Origin of the sequence: Zobellia uliginosa (assembly GCF_900156625.1) — a bacterium.
GTDB lineage: Bacteria > Bacteroidota > Bacteroidia > Flavobacteriales > Flavobacteriaceae > Zobellia > Zobellia uliginosa.
The window spans coordinates 531,763-553,734 of record NZ_FTOB01000004.1; the positions used below are offsets into that span (position 1 = coordinate 531,763).

The window sequence follows — 21,972 nt, forward strand, 5'->3', positions numbered from 1 at the left end:
TGTTGGGGCGTTCTGTTTTTATTCGAGTTCTTCACAATCGAAATTCTGCCTTTGTAAGAGTTCTATGACCTTGTGCTCCGAACAATGGTCGCTCTCTATCCGTAAGATGTTATCACAGTCCTCAAGGTCAAAATTCCAATGGCTTTCCGTCAGTAAATGATCGAGGTGGGGTTTTAAATTTTTGATTTGGGTCTTGGTCCGTACGCTTGTTTTAAAGACGTGTATCATAGGTTGTGATGTTATGATCCAGCTTCATTGAAATCGGGCCGTGTTTTGTGATTCCGAAGAGGGAAGGCTCGAATTCAGGGAAAGCTTGGTATTAGAGTTTGCTTAAGATGCTTCTATCGATATAAAAGGTGCCGAAAGGAATGAAACAGGCCAATAGCACTTTCCAGGTAGTCGTTGTGAATTTCCAATGTTGCTCGACCCCTACGCTTAAGGTGTTAAAAAGGAAAAGTAGAAAAAGGGCCCCATGGATCGGGCCGAGTGTTTTGGTCAATTCCGGATAGTCAAAGTAATACTTCAAGGGTACCGAAATAAATACAAGTACCAATAGGGAAATACCCTCTAGAAAGCCTATGATACGGAGGCGGCCAATATTTGTTTTCAATAGATTCTTCATAGTTATCGGAAATAAGGTCTGTTGGCAAACGGTGAAAAGGGCCAGGGAATGGCTATAAAAATGATGGTTAGGGCCACTGAAAACCAAAGCAGTTGGGTTTTGAATTTTTCTCGGTCGGAAGGCTTTCGTTTTGCCAGGGCCGAACCGATGGTGAGTAAAACAATGGCCAAGAGCATGAGAACCATATGTATGAGTCCGAAAAAGGTGGTGTCGATATGTTCTAGGGCCTCATCGGTATGCTTCCAAAAATAGCTGACGATCGGACTCTGGGTGTATAGTAAGATGCCGATGAGAAGTTGGATATGGGCCAGGGTGGCGGTCCAATGCCTGACGCGGTTGTCGTGCTTTGAAAAATTTAAATTTTGAAAATAACCTCGGTATGCCCGGTAAATGGAATACAGAAGGCTTAGTAATACGAGCCAACGTACAACCGAATGGCCAAAAGTAAGTGCTTGATACATCAGTAAAGTATTAAATGCTGATGCAAAGATATAAAAACATACTAGTTAGTATGTTTTAAAGGCAATTTTTATTTTAGCTGGTCTAAATACTGTTTAAGTTCCTTTAAATAAGCGTGATAGCAATCGGTGTCGTTATAGGCCTTGCCGAAATTTCTAATGCCCCAATAGCTCGACATCACAAAATAGGCCACTTGTTTGGGGTTGATATCACTGCGTACCGTGCCATTTTCGATTTCCTTTTGAATGGCCTTTTCTATGGTAGTCTGCCACTCTAGGATCAATTCGTTCAAGGCTTGGGCAAAGGCCTCGTTCCAAGGTGTCATTTCTTGGGTGAGGTTGCTTGCGGGGCATCCGTATTCGAGCTTTAGGAAGGGGGTATCGAACAGCAGGGATTCCGTCATTCGGTATATCTCCTCAAGGGGACTTGAAGCGTTTTGTAAGGGAAAGATAAAGGCATCTTGCATTGTCGGTTTGACAATTTCGTTGATAATGGCAATTCCCATTTCGTCTTTTGTTTTGAAATGGTAGTAAAAAGCCCCTTTGGTAACTTCTGTAGTGGCTATAATTTCATCAATGCTCGTCGTTTGGTAGCCCTTTTTGTAGATCAGGTCAAATGCTTTTTGAAGAATGGTATGTCGGGTATTCGATGCCTTTGTCATAAAAGATACTAATTAGTATGGTGCGCAAAGTAATCAAAAAAAACATAGGGAGGGGAAGATCTTGTACTACCTGAGGCATGTTTTTGGTTTCAGCTTCTCTTTGAGGTAGGTATTGGAGGGGCGAGATGATTTGGCCCCTGTGTTTTGCCGCTTTCCGTTCTTTTCTTCCTTCGGATTGGTTTAAGAAAGGCAAAGTTAAGCCCCTTTGATAGGAGCTTTTGGTGGGCGCAAGGGAAAAAATAACGGGGGCGGGGGTAAGTTATAGATAAAATATAACGTATTTTACCGCAGTTAAGGTGTGGGCTTGTAAATACGCTTTATGCGCCCAAGCTTACACATCAAGTCGTACAATAATTTATTAGGATCCATTTCCGTTGATCAAAACCAAACCAAATAGAATTGCCATATTACTTGATTCGGCCCGAAGGTATGATCGTGACGTATTAAAGGGGATAATTGATTTTAGTCGGCAAAAAGGGCATTGGTCAACCTATCACTTACCACCTGACTATATTCATGGCCATGATATGGACAGGATTATTGAGAATATTATCAAGTGGTCTCCCGATGGTGTAATTACACGGACGTTTACGGGTTGGGAACAGTTTAAGACTTTGGGAGTTCCTGTGATACTTTCTCCCTATAAAAAGATTATTGAGAATGAAATCAGCTTTCATAGTGATGATAGTGAAATTGGTAGAATGGCGGCGGACTATTTTATGGCATTGGGTTTTGAGAATTTTGCCTTTATAGGGAACAGTGATTACCATTGGTCTGATGAAAGGCAAAAGGCCTTTAAAAAAGAAGTGAAAAGCAGGGGGCTGTTTTATGAAAAGGCACCTGAGTTCATTAAAAAAAATAGTTGGTACGAGATTCCCGAGCTTTTGGCCGAGTGGCTCTCCGTACAGCCCAAGCCCTTGGCGTTGTTCGCCGCCTGTGACGAATTCAGTAGTCTTGCCAATAGGGCCATCGAAATTTCAGGGTATCACTGTCCTTCACAGATTGCATTGCTAGGTTGCGATAACGATGTGCATATTTGCGAGTTGGCCGAGCCACAGATTTCTAGTATTGGAATGAATGCTATAGGGGCGGGTTTCGAGGTAGCTAAAACAATGCACGGTCTAATTCGTGGGGAACAATTGAGTTCAGGTAACATTGTAACCCTTCCCGAAGGTATTATTACCCGCAAGTCTACCGATATCGTAGCCGTAAAGGATATTGAACTTCAGAAGGCGGTACGCTTCATTATAGAAAATGCGCCTATAAAAAATATTAGGGTTTCCGATGTTGTTAAAATGACAAGCCTCTCTCGAAGGTTGTTGGAAATGCGGTTCAAAAAGGAACTAGGACTTTCCGTTCTTCATGTAATCAAGAAGTACAGGATATCACATTTTAAAAAATTATTGAACGACAAAAGTATCAGGGTCAAAGATATTTATGCCGTAATGGATTTTTCCAATCAAGAAAGTGTTTCTCGTTACTTTAAGAACGAGACCGGTATGACTCCTTCCGAATATCGTGAAAAATTCAAAAAGTAAAATTCGCATTTTGTCATTTTATATGCGTTTTTTATCAATTACTCTTTCGATTTATACCTTTCCTTTACCACGTTTTATAAGTGGTTCTCTATCCATCTATTCTCTTAGTGACTATTAGTCGTTCTCAACAACGAACACTACAAGGGCGTATTCTGCGAAACTTCCAACTTATAATACTCAGATTGCCATTTTCATGAAATAGCAGAAATGTATAAATCCAACTTTAACTAAACCGTCAAATTATGAAACAAAAACTTTTCTTATATCTATTCATCATAGCTCCTATGTGCCTCTTTGCACAGGGCGGAATATCGGGCTCGATTACCTCTGCGGAGGATGGAGCGCCCTTGCCTGGTGCAAATATTCTGGAAAAGGGAACATCAAACGGGACCCAAGCCGATTTTGACGGAAACTTCTCTATGGAGGTAAGTAGTTCAGATGCCGTACTGGTAATTTCTTATATCGGTTTTACCAGTCAAGAAATTGCAGTTGGGGTACAGACCCATTTTAATATTTCTCTTGAAGAAAGTGCCTCGGCGCTTGATGAAGTCGTACTTGTGGGCTATGGTACGCAGAAAAAGGCCAATGTAACCGGTGCCGTTTCTACCATCAAGGTCGATCGGCTTGCGAATATGTCACTTGGGGCCATTGACCAAAAGTTGGGCGCACAAGTAGCTGGTGTTCAGGTAAGGCAAATTTCCGGAGCCCCGGGTAGTGGCGCCGTTGTTAATATAAGGGGGGCGGGATCCATAGGTGCAGGTGACGACCCCTTGTATATTGTAGATGGTTTTCCATTGGTTGCGGGAAGTGATAAAAGCTTTAATCCGTTGAATACCATTAACCCCGATGATATCGAAAGTCTTACGGTATTAAAGGATGCCTCTTCAACCGCTATTTACGGTTCTAGGGGGGCTAACGGTGTTGTGTTGATTACGACCAAGAGCGCGAAAAACGGAAAATCGTCCATAGAGTTTACGGCCTATGGAGGCCTGCAACAGGTTTCCCAGAAATTCTTTCCCCAAATGATGAACGCAACGGAGTTCGCGCAATTTCAACTCGAGAAAGCCCAAGACTTTTGGGTAGATGAAGGCAACGATTTAAGCACTTTCGATATCAATACCTTAGATCCGATCTACCGAAATCCGGCAAGTAACGGGGAAGGAGTGAACTGGTTGAAGGAAATCACGCGTGTGGCTCCTATGCAAAACTATAACCTAACCATTACCAACGGTACGAAAAAAGTTAGATCGGTGATATCGGCAAGTTACTTCAATCAAGAAGGAACTATTCTAGGTACCGATTTTGAACGATTTAGTTTTAGGTCGAACCTCGAGACCGATTTAACCGATAAAATAAAGGTGGGGTTAAATATAGTACCCACTTTAACCAAGCAGAACAGTCGCCCTACGGAAGGGCATAATGGTAATTCCATCATTACCCAGACGTTTATAACACCACCCTTCGGACCAATTTATAACCCTGATGGCAGTTACAACCCCAATATTCAGGTGGGAGGCCCATTCAGTGATAGGGTAGGCGGTACTTTTCAATTTGCCAATCCGGTAAATCGACTCAAAAACCTTGTGGATGAAACCAAGGGGGTATCCTTGTTGATCAATGCTTATGTGGATGCGGAAATTTTCGAAGGGCTGAGGTTTAAAACAACCTTTAATGTAAGTCACAATAATTCCAACAGAGATCAGTACTTTCCTTCGGCTGTCGGAAATTATAGAGACCCGGCACCCTCAATTCCTAGTGGACAATTTCAAAAGAACACCTTGAACAATTTTCTTAATGAGAATACATTAAGCTATACAAAGTCCTTCAATAAACACAATATAGAGCTATTGGCCGGCTTCAGTAGCCAACAGGAACGATTTGAAAGGTCAACGATATTGGCAAGCAATTATCCGCTCAACGATGATATTATTACGCCCAATGCGGCAGCTACCGTAGAGAGTTCGGAACTTGTTGATAAATGGACCTTGGTATCTTATTTTGGAAGGCTCAATTATAATTTTGACGGAAGATACTTGATCGGCGCTACCATTCGTAGGGACGGTTCTTCGAGATTTGGCGAAAACAATCGTTGGGGGCTGTTTCCATCCGCTTCTTTGGGGTGGCGGGTTTCCGAAGAATCTTTCTTTCCCGAAGACGGTTTTGTGTCAGGCTTGAAGCTTAGGGCGAGTTACGGGTTAACGGGGAACAACGCAATAGGCAACTACACCGCCATTTCTTCCGTTATAACCGACGACTATGTGTTTGGAGGCGTTTTGGCCCCAGGGAAACGACAGTCAAGTTTGGCCAATGTGGATCTGGGCTGGGAAAGCTCCAAACAGTTCAATGCGGGAATAGACCTAGAGCTTCTAAAAGGACGATTTTTTATAAGTCCGGAAATCTACGTAATCGATACCGAAGATATGCTGCAGGGTATTGATATTCCTGCCAGCTCGGGCTTCTCCAGTATCCAGGAAAATATCGGAAAGGTGAGGAACAAAGGTTTGGAACTTACCCTTACGGGACGGATCTTAACCGGTAAATTACGGTGGAATTCAGATTTCAATATTTCGTTCAATAAGAATGAAGTGCTCGACTTAGGCAATAAATCTGAAATTATCATAGGATGGCCCCATAAGACCATTACCAAGACAGGGCAGCCTCTAGGCTTGTTCTATGCCTATAACTTTTTAGGGCTCTATGAAAACCAGGCCCAGCTCGATGAGGCCAGTGCGCCCAATAGCACCATTGGTACGCCAAGATTTGAGGATGTCAATGGTGACGGTGCCATCAATTCTTCCGATTTCACCGTTGTGGGTAGTCCGCACGCGGATTATAATTGGGCCATGACCAATACCTTCAACTATGGTGATTTTGATTTCTCATTTCAATTGGCAGGGTCACAAGGTGGTGAAGTATTGGATATTTACAGAAGGCACACCCAATTATCTGTCGGGTTTTGGAACCTGGAAAAAGACGTCGCCACTCGGTACAGACCTTCAAATGCTTCCTTCGATACCAATTATGGTAGGGTAACGAGTCCTTACGATTTTACCAATCAAGATATCAGCTCGCTCTTTGTGCAAGATGCTTCGTACGTGTCTATTAGGAATATTACATTGGGGTATACGCTCAACACGGAATACCTAAAGAGTTTCCGACTCTACTTCAGTGCACAAAATCCCTTTGTATTTACCAAATACAAGAACGGTCATCCTGAAACCGCAGGATTTGGGGAGACTAGCTCTTTGCAACAAGGAATCAATTATGGTGGATACCCATTGCCACAAATCTTTACCATCGGGTTAAATTTTAAACTATAAATTCTGTAATCATGAAAAATTGTAATTATATATATATGCTCTTAACTTGTTTCTTGTTGGGGTGTAGCGAAGATTTCTTGGATGTGGCGCCCGAAACCTCATTAGGCTCAACTTCTTTCTTTAAAAATGAGGGACAGTTCGTAGCGGCATTGAACGGAACCTATGTGCCTCTTAGGGATTTGTACAAAGGCGGGAATTTTTGGTTGTTGGCCGAACAGCGTTCAGACAATACCTCTTATGAAAATTTGGATGGCTCCGGAGTTTCGAAATTTGAAATCGATGAGTTTCGGGTTACCGAATTAAACACTTTTCCCCCAACAATTTTCAGAATGTCTTACGATGGTATAGGGCGAGCGAACTTATTGCTTTCGAATATAGCCACGACCGAGGTGTTGAACGATGATATAAAAAACCAATTGGAAGGTCAGGCCTATTTTCTCCGAGCCCTGTATTACTTTCATTTGGTCAGGGTTTTTGGTGACATACCGCTGGTTTTAGAACCCGTAAATAATACGGAGCAAGCCTTCGCTACAGCGGAAAGGGTCGGTGTCTCCGAGGTTTATTCGGTAATTGTAGACGATGCTACCAAGGCGGCGGCCTTACTTCCCGATTCCTACACCGGTAATGTCATTGGACGTGCTACAAAAGGTGCGGCCTTGACCCTTTTAGGAGAGGTGCAGATGACCTTGAAGAACTTTGAGGCAGCAATAACCGCCTTAAACGGCGTTACGGGCTATACGCTTTTATCGGACTATGGGGAACTTTGGAATGCAGCCAATAAAAACAGTGCTGAATCTATTTTTGAAGTCCAATATTCCGTAGGCATGGGATCCGAAGATTTTGCCAGTGATTTTATGTACCGTTTTGTACCCCAGCACTCGGGAGCGGGTGAAGAAATCATTGGGTTTGCCGCAGGAAACGGTTCCGATTCCGGTCACAATACCCCCACTAATGATATGATCGGGGCCTACGAGGCCGAAGACCTTAGAAAGGATGCTTCTATCGGATTCTGGAATAACCCGCAAACGGGAATGGATATACCCTATGTGAAAAAGTTCAATAACCCCGGGCCGTTTCGGTTTTGGATGGATGACAATATGCCGATCTACAGATATGCCGATGTCCTTCTGATGTTATCGGAAGCCCTAAACGAACAGGGCTATGTGGCCGATGGAGAAGCGTTCGACCTATTGAACCGGGTCAGGCAAAGAGCAGGTTTAGCTGATTTGACATCTGCGGAATTAACCGACCAAGATAGTTTTAGGGAAGCCGTAGCCCAAGAAAGAAGGGTCGAGCTTGCATTTGAAAACCACAGATGGTTCGACCTTTTAAGAACGGATAAGGCGGAAGAAACTATGACGGCGCATGGCGTGGAGGAAAAAGCGCTGAAAAGTTATGTTCCTACCAATGCCTATCAAAATATATCCTTGTTGTACCCCTATCCGAACCGGGAAACACTTTTGCTCGATGCAGATAATTAAGGGTCTTGTTTGAAAATAAAGAAAGAATGTTTCCTTTTTGGTTACTTTAAAGAAATAATTGAGGTATTGCTTTTGTATACTTGAAAAACCATAAAAATGAAAAAACCAGCTAGAACCCTAATTTTATCGTCATTGTTAATTTTGTTTTTATCGACGGTCAGTGCCCAAAAGGGATATCAAGACCCTATGGATATAAGGGTTTCCGAATCAAAAATGGCTACGGTAGAAGTGATTACGAATGCGGGTAAGAGAAGTTATCACCTGAACAATACCGGAACCGTTGATGTTTCAAAGGCCCTGCAAGCTATTTTTGATGAGATTTCGGCAATAAAGGATGTGTCCGCTACCTTTTCGTTCATACCTGGGGTCTATTATTTAAACGGCCCGGTAAAACTGAAAATCGCAAGTGTCAAGATGATGGGGCACGGTCATGGGGGAATAGATATTCATGGCGCCAATATTGAAAGCGGGAGTATTTTTAGGTTTGGAAAAGACACGGGCCCCAACTGTATTACATTTGATTATGCCGGAAGGAGCAAGGCTTTTCCATCCGGAGAAACCCCATGGGATAATCGAAATTTAAAGGTTGAAATAGAAAACCTCACCTTTGTTGGTTACAACAACACCGGGGTAAATACGGCTGATGGCTATAGCCGCTTCAGGGGTGATGAGCCGAATTTTAGAGGGCTACATTGGTACCCGTCAAAAGACCGGTACAAGGATGTCGAGGCAGAGGGGCAGCGGGCCATTGTCTTGCCAAGTCCGTCTCAGGGCAAAGGGCATGCGAAGTGCGAGCTATTGAGGGTGACCGGCTGTTATTTTACAGATCTATATGTCGGGCTTGATGTAGCAGGGAGCGATGTGACCTATATCGATAAAAATTGGTTCGGACAGTTGACCTATGCCATAAGGCTTCATAAAAACGGGCAAGGAATGATGGTCGGGGATAATCTGTTTGCCGACCTTGAGACGGCAATGGTATTGGGAAACCCTAGCTTCTCTTCCTTCCATAACAATACTTTTGCCTATGTAAGCAAGTGTTTCGAAATCGATAATATTGAAAACTCTACGATAGTCGGCAACACCTTGTACAATTGGAAGATATCGACCGGTGCCGCCGCTTATGGGGCTTTTTGTCACATAAAAAAATCCAGTAACCTGGCCATAACGGGAAACACCATTTCCCAATATCTTGATAGCCGAAAACGGACCAAGACTATTGACGAAAAGAACAATGGTCTTTCTTTTATACAATTTGATAACGCAGATCAACTGCTCTTTTCGAACAATGTAGTGCATACTATTTTGACCCAGACCGTAGTACGGCTTAACGATTCAAAAAATTGCGTAATTAGCGATAATATCATTACCCATGGTAAAGGAGGGAATGCCGTAGCCCAGACCGGTACTAGTAATAATAACTATTATAGACCCATCGATCCCAAAAATTCGGAACGCTTCGATGAATATAAATATTGATAGATAAAACAACAAGAAATATGATGGCTAGGCTTAGTGGTATAGGTCTACCTGCTTCCTTTAAAATAGATGCCGTTGATGGTTCAAAGACTATCTTGGCAGCTAAGTTGAATTAGTTAGTTCGGGAAACACGGGTTTCTACTCGTGTTTTTCTTTTTCGCTAAAAATCCATTCAGTTCCTTGTGTGAATCAAATGGCGATTCCATAGTTTTTTAAAAATTAAAATATGCTTAAAGAAACGGTAGTCTTAGCGGCCGATGTTGGAGGGTCTCATATTACCTTGGCCTTAGTGGTAAAAGGTCATGTCATGGATTCTGTAACTATTAAGGCTGAGCCTATAAAGGGGTTGAGGCCCTATATGCCTTTGATGGAACAAATGGCGGAACAGCTCGTGGAGGACAATTCGTTGCGTTTTCTTGATCTTGCCGGTTTCGGTATGGCGCTCCCAATGTTGGTTGATTCAAAAAAGAATACGGTACTGTCTTGTGCCCATAATAAATATGAAGATGCGGTCGAAATTGATTTTGAACAATGGGCGAGGGAAAAATTCGGCTTGCAAATTAGACTGGAAGTTGATGGAAACCTTGGCTGTATGGGAGAGTGGAACTATGGTGCCGGAAAGGGAGTGCAAGACTTGGTCTATGTAATTTTAGGAACTGGGTACGGAAGCTCGGTCGTGCTCGGTGGCCAACCGCTAAAGGGGCGAAATTTTACGGCTGGAATTTTAGCGGGTCATATGGTAGTCAATCCTATGGGAAGCAAATGCATTTGCCCAGGTAATGGTTGTGTCGAAAGTGAAACCGGTACATGGGCACTGCCGGGAATCGCCAGAAAAACCGAGGGATTCCATACCAGTCTATTGGCGAAAAGGGAAAAAATAGATTATGCGGCATTGTTTGAAGACCACGCCCTAAACGATAGTGTCGCCACTAAAATTTTAGAGCGAAGCATCATGTATTGGGGAGCCTCTTTGGTAAACCTTATCTACGCCTACAATCCCCAAAAAATTATTATGGCCGGTTCGGTCATAAAAGCAGGTGATTACATCATTCCGAGATTGGACGCTTATATTAAAAAACAATTATGGACGATTGGGGAGTATCCTGAAATATGCAAGGCCCAACATTTTGATACGGCAGCATTGTTAGGGTGTTATTCTTTGGTCACTATCTCTGATAAATATGAATGAAACTATCCTCCAGCCTAGAATGCGGAAATATCTTGTAAAATGCACTTTGGTCGCTGCCTTGGGCGGATTGTTGTTTGGTTTTGATACCGCTGTAATATCAGGTACCGAACAGTCGCTCAGGCTGTTGTTCGATGGAGAGTACCAAAAGCTTAGCCAGGTATTTGGTACCGTAAACTTTTGGCACGGCTTGGCCATAGCCTCGGCCTTAATAGGGACCATTGTCGGGGCGATGCGCTTCGGGAAATTGGCAGATACCTATGGACGGCGGAAACTGCTGATTATCATCGGGGTTTTATATTTTATATCGGCTATCGGTAGTGCGCTGGCCTATGACTTGTCCTCCTTTGTTCTTTTTAGGTTCGTCGGGGGTGTTGGTGTCGGAGGCGCATCGGTCATCTCACCCATGTACATTGCGGAAATATCACCGGCAAAGTTTCGGGGGCGCTTGGTGGCCATAACCCAATTCAATATCGTTTTGGGCATTCTGCTGGCCTTTGTTTCCAATTATCTTATAGCCGGATTTGAACTAGGGGCGGTTACCTGGCGCTGGATGTTCGGCGTAGAGGCTCTTCCGGCCCTTTTGTTCTTTTCGTTTTTGTTCACCATACCTCGCAGTCCGAGATGGTTGTTGGTAAAAGGATATGTAGACGAGGCCAAAAAAGTATTGTCGCAAGTAGGGACCGATTCCGGTAGTATTGAAGATGAAGTGGCCGAAATTCAAAATACTTTAAAAACCGACGAGCGGAACAAAGGGGAGACGATTTTTAAACGAAGGTATTATAAACCGCTTTTCCTGGCCATATCAATAGCGGCCTTTAACCAACTGTCGGGAATAAATGCGGTTATGTATTTCGCGCCAAGGATTTTTGGAATGTCCGGTTTTGGCGAAAGTGCCGCCCTATTGGGGTCCGTTGGGGTAGGTCTGGTCAATTTGGTGGTGACAATGTTTGCCATTTCCATTATTGACCGCTTTGGCCGTAAAAAACTAATGTTGTTGGGGTCTATAGGATATTTGGTCAGTCTTGGGCTCATCGCTTTGACATTCTATAGCTATGATTCTGAATTTCGATTGGTCCATGCGCTGCAACAGGGCCTGCGCGATGGCTCCGATTTGGCATCGGCTATGGCATCGGCTATGGCATCGGCCGCTACGGGGGGCAGTATTATTATGTGGAGCTTGTTCCTGTTTGTCGCGGCACATGCTTTCGGACAAGGAACGGTTATTTGGGTGTTCATAAGTGAAATATTTCCGAACAAGGTAAGGGGCAAGGGAGTTTCGTTGGCGAGTTCCACCTTGTGGATTATGGCCGCCTTGATTTCGTGGACCTTTCCCATGTTCGCCGAAGAATCGGGCGGAAAGATATTTACATTCTATTGGGTGTCAATGCTATTGCAATTGCTTTGGGTAGTGTTTGTAATGCCCGAAACAAAGGGTATAAGTTTAGAGGATATGGAGAAAAAACTGAATTTAAATGACGAAAAGTAATTTTAACAAGACTCCTTTCGTACCTATAACAGGAAACCAAAACTGCTATGTCGGTTGGGAGCAAATAGGCCCTGAAATACAATCGGTACTTGATAAGGTCCCCCGTAAGAAAAAGGTGTTGGCGGTGGAGTGTTACCATGGTGTAGATGAGCAGGAAATATTGAACGGTCTCGAGAAACATCTCGGTCCCGTAAGGATCATAAGATCTTCCGAAGCCTTTAAAACCGAAGCCGAAATCTCAAAAATGGTATTTGCCGATGTTACCGATGACCGCATATTCGGGAGAATTACAGAACTCGGGCTGCATAGTTACTTCGATAGGGGCAAGACCGAAAAATTAAGGAGGGCCATTGATCGAATTTCCAATGGAACGGTCTTGGTGATAGGTATTGGGGCTTTCTTGTTGGTAGAAAACCATGATGGCCTCGTTTACGCAGATATGGCCCGTTGGGAGATTCAAACCCGTATGAGGCGAAAAGAGGTCGATAATATCGGCTTGGCCAATCGTGAAACGGATTTTATGCGCCTATACAAGCAAGGATATTTTGTCGATTGGCGCATCTGTGATTCCCTTAAAGCCGATCTATTCGGTAAAATCGATTTCGTATTGGATACCCATACCAAGAACCTGCCTAAAATGGTTTCCGGGGAAACCATGATCAAAGGAATGGAAGCCGCCCTTAAGAGGCCGTTTAGTGTCGTACCTTTTTTTGATCCCGGTCCCTGGGGAGGTCAGTGGATGAAGGAAGTGTTTGATTTGGATAAGGATAAACCTAACTATGCTTGGTGTTTCAATTGTGTTCCTGAAGAGAACAGCCTTTTGCTGAAAATAAACGATACCCTCATAGAAATGCCTTCTATTAACCTTGTACTCTATGCTCCTGAAAAGGTCTTGGGGAAGAAGGTCTATGAACGTTTTGGCACAGAGTTTCCCATTCGGTTTGACCTTTTAGATACCATGCAAGGTGGTAACCTAAGCTTTCAGGTACATCCTTCAACTTCCTATATCAAGGAGCATTTTAATATGGACTATACCCAAGACGAGAGCTATTATATGCTCGATGTGGGCGAGAATGCCCTTGTTTATCTAGGAGTAAAGGAAGGGGTTGATCCCCAAGAACTTATCGGTGACCTTAAAAGGGCCCAAGAAGAAAACCAAACCTTCGATGCAGAAAAATATGTGGCTACCTTTCCGGTAAAAAAGCACGATCATATTTCCATTCCGGCCGGAACGGTACATTGTTCCGGTAAGAACTCTATGGTGCTGGAAATTAGTGCTACACCGTATATTTTTACTTTTAAACTATGGGATTGGGGCCGTTTGGGAATGGACGGAAAGCCAAGACCGATAAACCTGGCTCATGGTGAGAAAAATATTGAATGGAACCGAGCAACCCAATGGGTAAAGGGAAATTTAATAGATCAAGTGGAACCGATCGAAGAAGGGGAAGGGTGGCGCGAAGAACGAACAGGCTTACACAAATCACAGTTTATAGAAACTAGGAGACATTGGTTCTCTGCTAAAGTGAAGCATAATACCGGAGGAACGGTAAATGTACTGAGTTTGGTTGAAGGTCGGGAAGTCTTAGTGGAGAGTCCTGATCATTTGTTCGAACCATTTGCGGTACACTATGCGGAAACTTTTATAGTGCCGGCCTCAGTGGAAGAATACACGATTCGCCCGTATGGCGAAAGCGAAGGTTTAGAGGTCGCCACGCTTAAGGCATATGTAAGAAGTTGATAATGAAAAAACTAGACCCAGGCTTTGACATCGTACCCCATTTTGACCCTTTAGGGTTTGAATATGGCAAGAACTGTTTCGGACCTAAGGTAGAGCACCGTTCGTTGAACAGTATACGCCCCAGTCTGAGGGATCCCAAGTGCCACGGTCCTGAAATTGTTTATGCCATTGCCATGGACGTCGGAAAGAATGAACATCGGGAATTATTGCAAAAAAGACATTTATTGTACGGGGCCGTAATCTATGCCGCAGGTAACTTGGGTGATGAGCCCATAAGAAGTCAAGGGCATATACATCGACGATCGACCTTCGCCCAAGGGTGGTCTACTCCCGAAATTTATGAAATCTGGTCGGGCAAGGCGGTTATCTATATGCAGGAAACGGCAAATGATAATCCTGGAAGGTGTTATGCCGTACACGCCATGGCAGGGGAGGTCGTAATCGTTCCCCCTGGCTGGGCGCATGCCACTATCAGTGCCGATCCTAATGAGGCCTTGTCCTTTGGTGCTTGGTGCGACCGCGATTATGGTTTTGAATATGACCAAGTACGGGAGCATCAGGGCTTGGCATGGTACCCCATATTGAAGTCGGGTAAGTTGGATTGGCAGTATAATGCCCGGTATAAAAGGCAAAAACTGATAGAGAAAATACCTGAAAAATATGCGGACTTCGGCCTGATACAAAATACTCCTATTTACTCCCAGTTTGAAAACTGTCCGAAAACATTCGATTTTGTGTCCAGACCGGATAAGGTAAAGGGACTTTGGAATCTCTTTTTGCCCTGACACCGCTTGGTAATAGTCTGGGAGAATAATGATAATTAGATAATCCAATTAGAAGCAAATAAATATGAATTATTCTAAGTTAATTTTGGCCTTCGTGGTATCGTTTGTAACTTTTTTTGCCCGATCACAAGACCGAAAAGTTCCTAATATAGTGGTCATTTTTATCGATGATATGGGGTATGGCGATATAACGCCTTTTGGTTCGACTACGAACTATACGCCAAACCTTGTAAAAATGGCCAAGGAGGGAATGAAACTTACAAGCTTTTACGTGGCTTCGCCCGTTTGTACTCCTTCACGGGCCTCTTTGATGACCGGGTGTTATCCTCAGCGTGTTGGTCTAAACCGGGGCTCTGACCATATTGTGCTCTTTCCTGGTGACCCGCATGGCTTAAATCCCAAGGAGATTACGATTGCTGAGCTGCTCAAAACAAAAAATTATGTCACCGGATGCTTTGGGAAATGGCATTTGGGTGATCAACCGGGGTTTTTGCCCTTGGACCAAGGTTTCGACGAATTCTACGGAATACCTTATTCCAGCGATATGTGGATAGGGAATAAGAATTGGAAATTTCCTGATTTGCCTGTAATGAGAGGAAATACGATTGAATACCTGGTTGAGGATATGGCAGGACAGGCCAAACTTTGTAGCCGATTTACCGAAGAAGCCATTAGCTTCATAAAGAGAAATAAGGAAAAACCATTCTTTTGTTACATACCCCAAGCCTTTGTGCATGCACCGCGAATGGCTAGCCCCGAATTTATGGCGAACGCTAAAACTGCCGAGGAAGGACAAATAGAAGAAATAGATTGGAACGTTGGCCAAATTTTAGAAACACTGAAAGATTTGAAGTTGGATAAAAATACCCTGGTAATTTTTACCAGTGATAACGGGCCGGCTGGAGGCCTTTCTGCAGGGCCTTTAAGGGGAAGAAAGGCTTCGGTTTACGAAGGGGGACATAGGGTGCCTACCATTGCCTGGTGGCCGGGCCGTATACCTTCGGAAAGCGAATGCGACGAATTAATGGGTACCATCGACCTGTTGCCCACGTTTGCAGGGTTGGCGAAAATAGACCTGCCCAATGACCGGGTTATTGACGGAAAAGACATATGGCCTCTTCTAGCAGGAAGGGTAGGCGAAAAAACACCCCATGACCGGTTCTTTTATCAACAAAAGGGAAATTTGTCAGCAGTCAGGTCGGGTGACTGGAAGTTGTTGACGAATGGGGAATTGTATAATCTAAAGGAGGATTTGGCGGAGTCGTTAAATGTTGCGGATGAAAATCCGAAAATAGTTGAAAAACTTCAAAGGATGTTAAGGGATTTTGGGGTTGAAGTAAGTGCAAATAGGCGAGAGGTCGGTATTGTAAAGGGGTCACGCACTTTGGTTCCAAGGCCTGGTGTGGTAGGGGAAGATGCATATCTACCCACATTGGTTCTAATGAAAAGGGATAAAGAGTAATAACATAGCATAGCCCAATCACCTCCGATTTCTGAAAACTAATGATAATAAACCTTTTTTCTGAATAGCTTATTTAGCTATTTTTGGGCCTTTGAAAAGAGAATGATGCGTCTGGCCCCACTTTTTTTGACCCTGCTCTACCTTGTTGCTATGGTGCGACCGGTCTTTCCTATTCTTGAATTTGTTGTCAATCAAGATTATATCGCCGAATTCCTTTGTATCAACACCGATAAACCTGAATTGGATTGTAACGGAAAGTGTTACCTGATGCAGATGATCAAGGCACAGGAAAGCGAAAAACAAGAAAACCTGCCGCAGATCAATCTAGGTGAATATCCTATCGGTTTTGTAAACATTGTAGTTGTTCCCTTAAAAACGATATTTGAAGACCGTTCCGTGACCCCTCTGTTCCGAACGGACAATTACTGTTATCTGTATAGTTTCTCCAATTTTCACCCCCCTACCTTCACCATCTAGAAATAGCTTTTGAAACTAATCTTGGCATTTGCGATTTTCATCGTGAAAAGGCCTTTGTATGTTCTTTTGCAGCATATGGCCGTGCCGAACCCTTAACAATACTATAGATGAAAAATATACTTTTTGTCCTCGTCATTACATTGGCGGGGCTGTCGGGGAATGCCCAAACCGTTTATCGGGGGCAGGTTACCGACCAAAACCAGATGCCCCTTGTGGGAGCGACCATAGTATCGCTTTCCGATACAACAATAGGGGCCATGACGGATGCCGAAGGCATTTACGAAATTGTCTTGGACGACCCTAAGGTGTCCATTAGTTATGTGGGCTTTTTAACGACCCAAAAAACCTTGAAGGAAGGTTTTAACAAAACCCTTCTCCGGGAAAACACCACCAACTTGAACGAGGTGGTCGTAACCGGAAATAGGGAAAGCCAAAAACGCTCTGAGGTACCTGCTGCGATTTCGGTTATCGATAGCAAGGACCTAGCGGAGACCAAGGCCTTTGGTATCGATCAGGTGGTCAACCAAGTGTCGGGGGTCTTTATGATGACCTCCCGCGTAGCGAGTAATGAACAGCATATGATGGCCGTAAGGTCGCCCTTGTCTACCAAGGCCCTCTTTTTGTATTTGGAGGATGGGCTGCAGATACGTCCCACCTCTGTTTTTAACCACAATGCCTTGTTGGAAATGAACGATATATCCTATGGGCGTGTTGAGGTGCTCAAGGGGCCGGCATCGAGCATATATGGTAGTGAGGCCATAGGTGGTAGTTTTAACTTTATAACCAAAAGACCCACCGAAGACCTTACCGGTAGCGTAGGCCTACAGCGTAATGACCTAGGGCTTTCGCGCTACGAATTGGAGATTTCAGACTCGCCGAGTGACCGTTTAGGCCTGTACTTGGGCACACATTTTGTCCAACGCGAAAACGGCCCCATTGAATATAGCGATTACGAAAAATTCGCCCTTAGCTTTAAAACGGTCTATGACTTGTCCGATAGGTCGGAATGGACAAATGTTATCGACTTGGTCGATTACCGTTCCGATATGACCGGCTCATTGAGTGAGGCCGATTATTCCGGAGGTAATTTTGAAAGCGATCAGACCTTTACGGAGCGAGAGGCTCTTGCCTTTCGCGTTCGCAGTACCTTGGAAACCCAATGGAACGACCGCAACAAGACCTCTTTTAACCTGGTCTTTAGAAAGAACCAGATGGAACAAAACCCATCATACCGGATTAAGCAGTTCAGGGAAGGGGGACAATTGACCGGCGAAGGCTCCGGCGAGCTAAATAGCAATCGCTATAACAGTTATATGGGACTGGTACAGCATAAATTGGACTTTAACTTTAAAGACTCCCAATTGGTATTCGGCGGTACGGTCGACTTTTCCCCTCAAGATTATATTGCCGAGAATACAAGGGTGGTGGTGGATCCCGAAACAGGAAGAAATATTGATTTTAGCCTTCAAAGTGGTAGCTATATTCTCAATTACAATGCCGATATTCTTAACTACGCCGGTTTTGCCCAATATGAGGTGTCCGTTATCGAGAAATTGAAGATGACCGCTGCCGTACGTTTCGACCGTTTTCAATATACTTATAGAAACCGTATGGAGGGCTTAGGTGACCAAAGGTCGACGGATACCTATGGCAACCTGACCCCAAAACTTGGGTTCAACTATAATTTTAACGCCCTATCCGGAATATATACCAATTATTCCCAAGGCTTTACGCCCCCGCAGGTTTCTACCCTTTACCGTAACCGTAACGAATTGGTGGACATAAAACCTAGTATTTACAACAATTATGAACTGGGAGGCTATTTCAACATCGCGCAAAAAATAAAGCTCGATGGGGCCCTTTATATGATCGACGGAAAAAATACCTTGATTACCCTTAGGGACGATGATGATGTATTCGTCAATACCAACGCGGGTAAGACCCGGTCATACGGCATAGAGTACGGTGTTACCTATACGCCCTCGCCAAAACTGTCGTTGACCCATAACGGGAGTTATGCAAGGCACCGGTATATTAGCTTTTTCGATGGGGGCATCGACTATTCGAATACCGATAGGGAAAGCGCACCACGACTTTTGGGGCTTAGCCGTATTACCTATCGCCCTTTGGAGAATTTGAGCATTACCGCAGAGCACGAATTGGTAGGGGAGTACAATACCAGTTTTGAGGGGCAGATTGATATGGGGGACGGTACCTTTGGAACTTCTACCTACAAAGGCCACAACATTTTTAATCTTCGCGCGGTATATCGTTTAAAGCATATCGAGCTATGGGCCCATGCCTTGAATATCTTCGATGAGCTTTATGCCGCTAGGGCTTCTTATAGTAGTTTCAGTGGAGAAAATAGCTATTCTATCGGAAATCCGTTGGCCTTTCACGGGGGTGTCAGATATTTATTTTAACCAATCTTGTTCCGCCGGGCCTTAAGGGTCGGGCGGAATTTTTTATAAAAGCAAAGATGAAAAAGAACAAATTGTTGAACCAATGGTTATGGCGATGGCATTTCATTGCCGGACTCATAAGCCTGCCCTTTATTGTCGTACTATCCATTACGGGGGGCATCTACCTTTTTAAGGACAAATATGAAAAACCGATCCAAGCGCCCGTTACGACCGTAGAGGCCATAGGGACACCCATTTCCTATCAAAAACAATGGGAATTGGCCAATGCGCGAATGGAAAAAAAGCCCAATGCCATGGTAGTCCCCATGAATCCCGATCAGGCAACGGAATTCGTTTCAGGGCGGTTTTCGCATAAAACAAGCCTGTTCGTAGACCCTTATAGGGCCGAGGTTTTAGGTGTCGTAAAAGCCAATGAGGGCTTGATGTATAAGGTGCGTAAATTGCATGGTGAGCTGCTCATGGGGAGCTTCGGAACCAAAGTGGTAGAGCTTATCGCAAGTTGGCTGGTCGTGCTGATCTTGACCGGGGTGTATGTATTTTGGCCCTTCCGAAACCAAGGACTAAAGGCGTTTTTTATTCCGAGGGTAAAGGAAGGTAAACGCATTTTTTTTAGGGATGTCCACGCAATTAGTGGCTTTTGGGTTTCAGGCCTCTTACTTTTGGTACTTGCCGGGGCCTTCCCGTGGACGGATGTCGTAGGCAGTAATTTTAAATGGGTGCAAGACGTAACCCAGACCGGATATCCCAATACTTGGATGGGAATCGGACTGAAATCCGAAACGGGTACAAAGAAGGTGAGTTTAGACGATATGGTTGAAACCGCAAGGACATTGGAACTACCCGGTACGGTGAGCATTGGTTTTCCGAAAAGTGAAACGGGCGTATATAGCATATCCAATACCTATTATAGAGACCTAGAAAAGCAGGTCAAGTACCATTACGACCAATTTAGTGGCGAACCGGTATTGAAACAGACTTGGGCCGACGTAGGCGTGCTGATGAGGGGTAGAATGTGGGTCATGGCATTCCATCAGGGCCAGTTCGGTGCATGGAACTGGTATTTGATGCTGTTGGTGGCACTTTTACTTGCGGTTATGAGCATTTCCGCATTGGTTTCCTATAGCCTGCGAAAAAGGAAGGGACATTGGGGCCTGCCCAAAGTATCAAAGAACTTTAATGCGGGCTATGGTGTTGTTATCGCACTGATCTTTATGGGATTCTTGTTTCCATTGTTCGGGCTTAGCCTATTGCTGATTTGGATGGGTACCCAAGTCAAGGCCTATTTTAGAAAAAAGAAGGTGCCTGCAATGTAACATAGGCAAGGGGGCTTCTTTCAATTTAGATACAAACGGAAAAGACCTTTCAGGATACTTTGAAAGGTCTTTTTGTTTTTAAAAATGGGTTTTTCGCCGAATTCGGTTTTTCCTTTGTAATACCTCTAAAAAAAAAGGCGAGTTGTTCTGATCCATCGAAAGGCTTCGGCCAAGTGTTATGTTGAAATCGAATACATCGAATTTAATCCTCTTTCTTTTTGTTCATTTTATAAATAAGCCAAATAAAGCCTACGACAAAATGAAGTATAATTATGCCGGCAATCACATAAATCAATGTATTTGAACTACCTCTCATATCACATCTATCTTGATATTCCCAAAGCTAAGCATCATATGGAATTAAAAATATGATATTAATCAATAAGGCCCTTTAGTGAGGTAAAAATTGAACTTTAATTAATTTTTTCGGGGTGTTTTTTGCGCTAATACGCTATTCCATAATGCTTCATCACCGCAGTGTAATCGCCCACATCTATTCCCGCAGATTTTAGGTCCGCGAGTAGGTCGGATTTAGCAGTGGTACTGGGTATGGCATTTGAAGATTCTATGAGTACAATTCTGAAATTGATGGTTGTGGGTATATCTTCCTCAGGAATTTGGTCAGGCTCGTACCCATTTATGGTTTTGGCCAATAAAAGTCTATTGCTAGAGATATTCAGATCTATGAGTAGACCAAATTTATCCGTTAAAGTTGAGACCATTGTAGTGTAGGGTAATAGTTTTGTAAGGTTCTTTACGGTTTCTCTATCTGATTCGGAAGCGTAATTAGGTTGGGCATAGGCCAGTATGGCATATCCTTCGTCATAAAGCTGGCTTATGGCTCTCCCCCCGATACTATCTGTAGAAACTTGATAATATCGATATATATTTTGTGCCCCAAAGTGAAGGTTCGGACTCCAATCCGCAGTTGCCACCACAAAATTATATTGTTCTACGTTCGCGTTTCCTGGGTCGCCTTTTGTGCCCTGTTCACCTTCGATGCCCTGAATTCCTTGTTCGCCCTGGGGCCCTGTTTCACCATCTTTAGAGCACCCAATGAGGGTAATGGCACTTCCTACGAGTAGGAACAGCGTAATTTTTAAATTGATTTTCATAATATAATCTTTATATGCTTTATGTCATGAAAATAGGTGGAAATCACCAGTTCCTTGACTTCTATGTATAGAATGGCGTAAAAGCAGTGTGGATGGATACTTATCTGGTGTTTTATGCTTCAAGTAGCGCTGTGATTGGGCTGCAACTTTTACATTCGGGCCAAGTGTATGGCCCTTGCCTATGTTGATCATCGATGTCTTCATTTTCAGGACTGAATTTTTTGAATCAAAATTTCTGGAGCCATTTCTCTATCGGGACCATTGTCTCCTTTTTAAAATCTCCTTGTGTTAGTAAGGCGTTTTTTGGGGCTTGATATAAGGGGGGAGTCGCAATAATCAATGATGGATATACTGAGATATTAGAATTGTCGTTATGGTATACGATGAATTGAATCGAATATTACAACTTTATTTGTAGAAA

At 43.7% G+C, this 21,972-nt stretch carries 17 protein-coding genes; 12 read left to right on the top strand and 5 right to left on the bottom strand.

Annotation, left to right across the window (positions count from 1 at the left end):
- Positions 1 to 18 precede the first annotated feature (18 nt).
- From BW980_RS14850 to BW980_RS14865, 4 genes are all read right to left on the bottom strand, one after another.
- Positions 19 to 228 (bottom strand): hypothetical protein, encoded by a 210-nt coding sequence (locus tag BW980_RS14850; protein ID WP_076455970.1) that lies wholly within the window; start codon positions 226 to 228, stop codon positions 19 to 21.
- A gap of 91 nt (positions 229 to 319) precedes the next feature.
- On the bottom strand, positions 320 to 622 hold the full coding sequence (locus BW980_RS14855; protein WP_076455971.1) for a DUF3817 domain-containing protein: 303 nt from the start codon (positions 620 to 622) through the stop codon (positions 320 to 322).
- 2 nt (positions 623 to 624) lie between these two features.
- Positions 625 to 1,083: a hypothetical protein gene (locus BW980_RS14860; protein WP_076455972.1), complete on the bottom strand. Its 459-nt coding sequence runs from the start codon at positions 1,081 to 1,083 to the stop codon at positions 625 to 627.
- Between the two features lie 68 nt (positions 1,084 to 1,151).
- Entirely contained in the window at positions 1,152 to 1,742 is a 591-nt protein-coding gene (locus tag BW980_RS14865) for a TetR/AcrR family transcriptional regulator (protein WP_076455973.1), read from the bottom strand.
- 527 nt (positions 1,743 to 2,269) lie between these two features.
- Here BW980_RS14865 and BW980_RS14870 point away from each other — a divergent pair.
- From BW980_RS14870 to BW980_RS14925, 12 genes are all read left to right on the top strand, one after another.
- Positions 2,270 to 3,280, top strand: a complete 1,011-nt coding sequence (locus BW980_RS14870; protein ID WP_139327695.1) for a DNA-binding transcriptional regulator — start codon at positions 2,270 to 2,272, stop codon at positions 3,278 to 3,280.
- A gap of 242 nt (positions 3,281 to 3,522) precedes the next feature.
- Positions 3,523 to 6,600 carry a SusC/RagA family TonB-linked outer membrane protein gene (locus BW980_RS14875; protein ID WP_076455975.1) on the top strand — a complete coding sequence of 1,026 codons (3,078 nt, stop codon included), beginning with the start codon at positions 3,523 to 3,525 and terminating at the stop codon, positions 6,598 to 6,600.
- An 11-nt stretch (positions 6,601 to 6,611) separates the two neighbouring features.
- Entirely contained in the window at positions 6,612 to 8,081 is a 1,470-nt protein-coding gene (locus BW980_RS14880) for a RagB/SusD family nutrient uptake outer membrane protein (protein ID WP_076455976.1), read from the top strand.
- 96 nt (positions 8,082 to 8,177) lie between these two features.
- Positions 8,178 to 9,560, top strand: coding sequence for a right-handed parallel beta-helix repeat-containing protein (locus BW980_RS14885; protein WP_217694809.1), 1,383 nt, complete (start codon positions 8,178 to 8,180; stop codon positions 9,558 to 9,560).
- Between the two features lie 226 nt (positions 9,561 to 9,786).
- Positions 9,787 to 10,749, top strand: a complete 963-nt coding sequence (locus BW980_RS14890) for an ROK family protein (RefSeq protein WP_076455977.1) — start codon at positions 9,787 to 9,789, stop codon at positions 10,747 to 10,749.
- Positions 10,742 to 12,235 (top strand): sugar porter family MFS transporter, encoded by a 1,494-nt coding sequence (locus tag BW980_RS14895; RefSeq protein ID WP_245800063.1) that lies wholly within the window; start codon positions 10,742 to 10,744, stop codon positions 12,233 to 12,235. Before BW980_RS14890 ends, BW980_RS14895 begins: the two co-directional genes overlap by 8 nt.
- Complete coding sequence (locus BW980_RS14900; RefSeq protein WP_076455978.1) at positions 12,222 to 13,976, top strand: class I mannose-6-phosphate isomerase; 1,755 nt, start codon at positions 12,222 to 12,224, stop codon at positions 13,974 to 13,976. Before BW980_RS14895 ends, BW980_RS14900 begins: the two co-directional genes overlap by 14 nt.
- Positions 13,977 to 13,978: 2 nt before the next feature.
- Entirely contained in the window at positions 13,979 to 14,761 is a 783-nt protein-coding gene (locus tag BW980_RS14905) for a glucose-6-phosphate isomerase family protein (RefSeq protein WP_076455979.1), read from the top strand.
- Positions 14,762 to 14,825: 64 nt separating this feature from the next.
- Positions 14,826 to 16,223: a sulfatase family protein gene (locus tag BW980_RS14910; RefSeq protein WP_076455980.1), complete on the top strand. Its 1,398-nt coding sequence runs from the start codon at positions 14,826 to 14,828 to the stop codon at positions 16,221 to 16,223.
- Between the two features lie 102 nt (positions 16,224 to 16,325).
- Complete coding sequence (locus BW980_RS14915) at positions 16,326 to 16,700, top strand: hypothetical protein (protein ID WP_076455981.1); 375 nt, start codon at positions 16,326 to 16,328, stop codon at positions 16,698 to 16,700.
- Positions 16,701 to 16,807: 107 nt separating this feature from the next.
- Positions 16,808 to 19,123 carry a TonB-dependent receptor gene (locus BW980_RS22945; protein ID WP_076455982.1) on the top strand — a complete coding sequence of 772 codons (2,316 nt, stop codon included), beginning with the start codon at positions 16,808 to 16,810 and terminating at the stop codon, positions 19,121 to 19,123.
- 56 nt (positions 19,124 to 19,179) lie between these two features.
- Positions 19,180 to 20,436 (top strand): PepSY-associated TM helix domain-containing protein, encoded by a 1,257-nt coding sequence (locus tag BW980_RS14925; RefSeq protein WP_076455983.1) that lies wholly within the window; start codon positions 19,180 to 19,182, stop codon positions 20,434 to 20,436.
- 443 nt (positions 20,437 to 20,879) lie between these two features.
- On the opposite strand, the gene BW980_RS14930 is transcribed toward BW980_RS14925, so the two are convergent.
- On the bottom strand, positions 20,880 to 21,551 hold the full coding sequence (locus BW980_RS14930; RefSeq protein WP_076455984.1) for a collagen-like triple helix repeat-containing protein: 672 nt from the start codon (positions 21,549 to 21,551) through the stop codon (positions 20,880 to 20,882).
- Positions 21,552 to 21,972 lie beyond the last annotated feature (421 nt).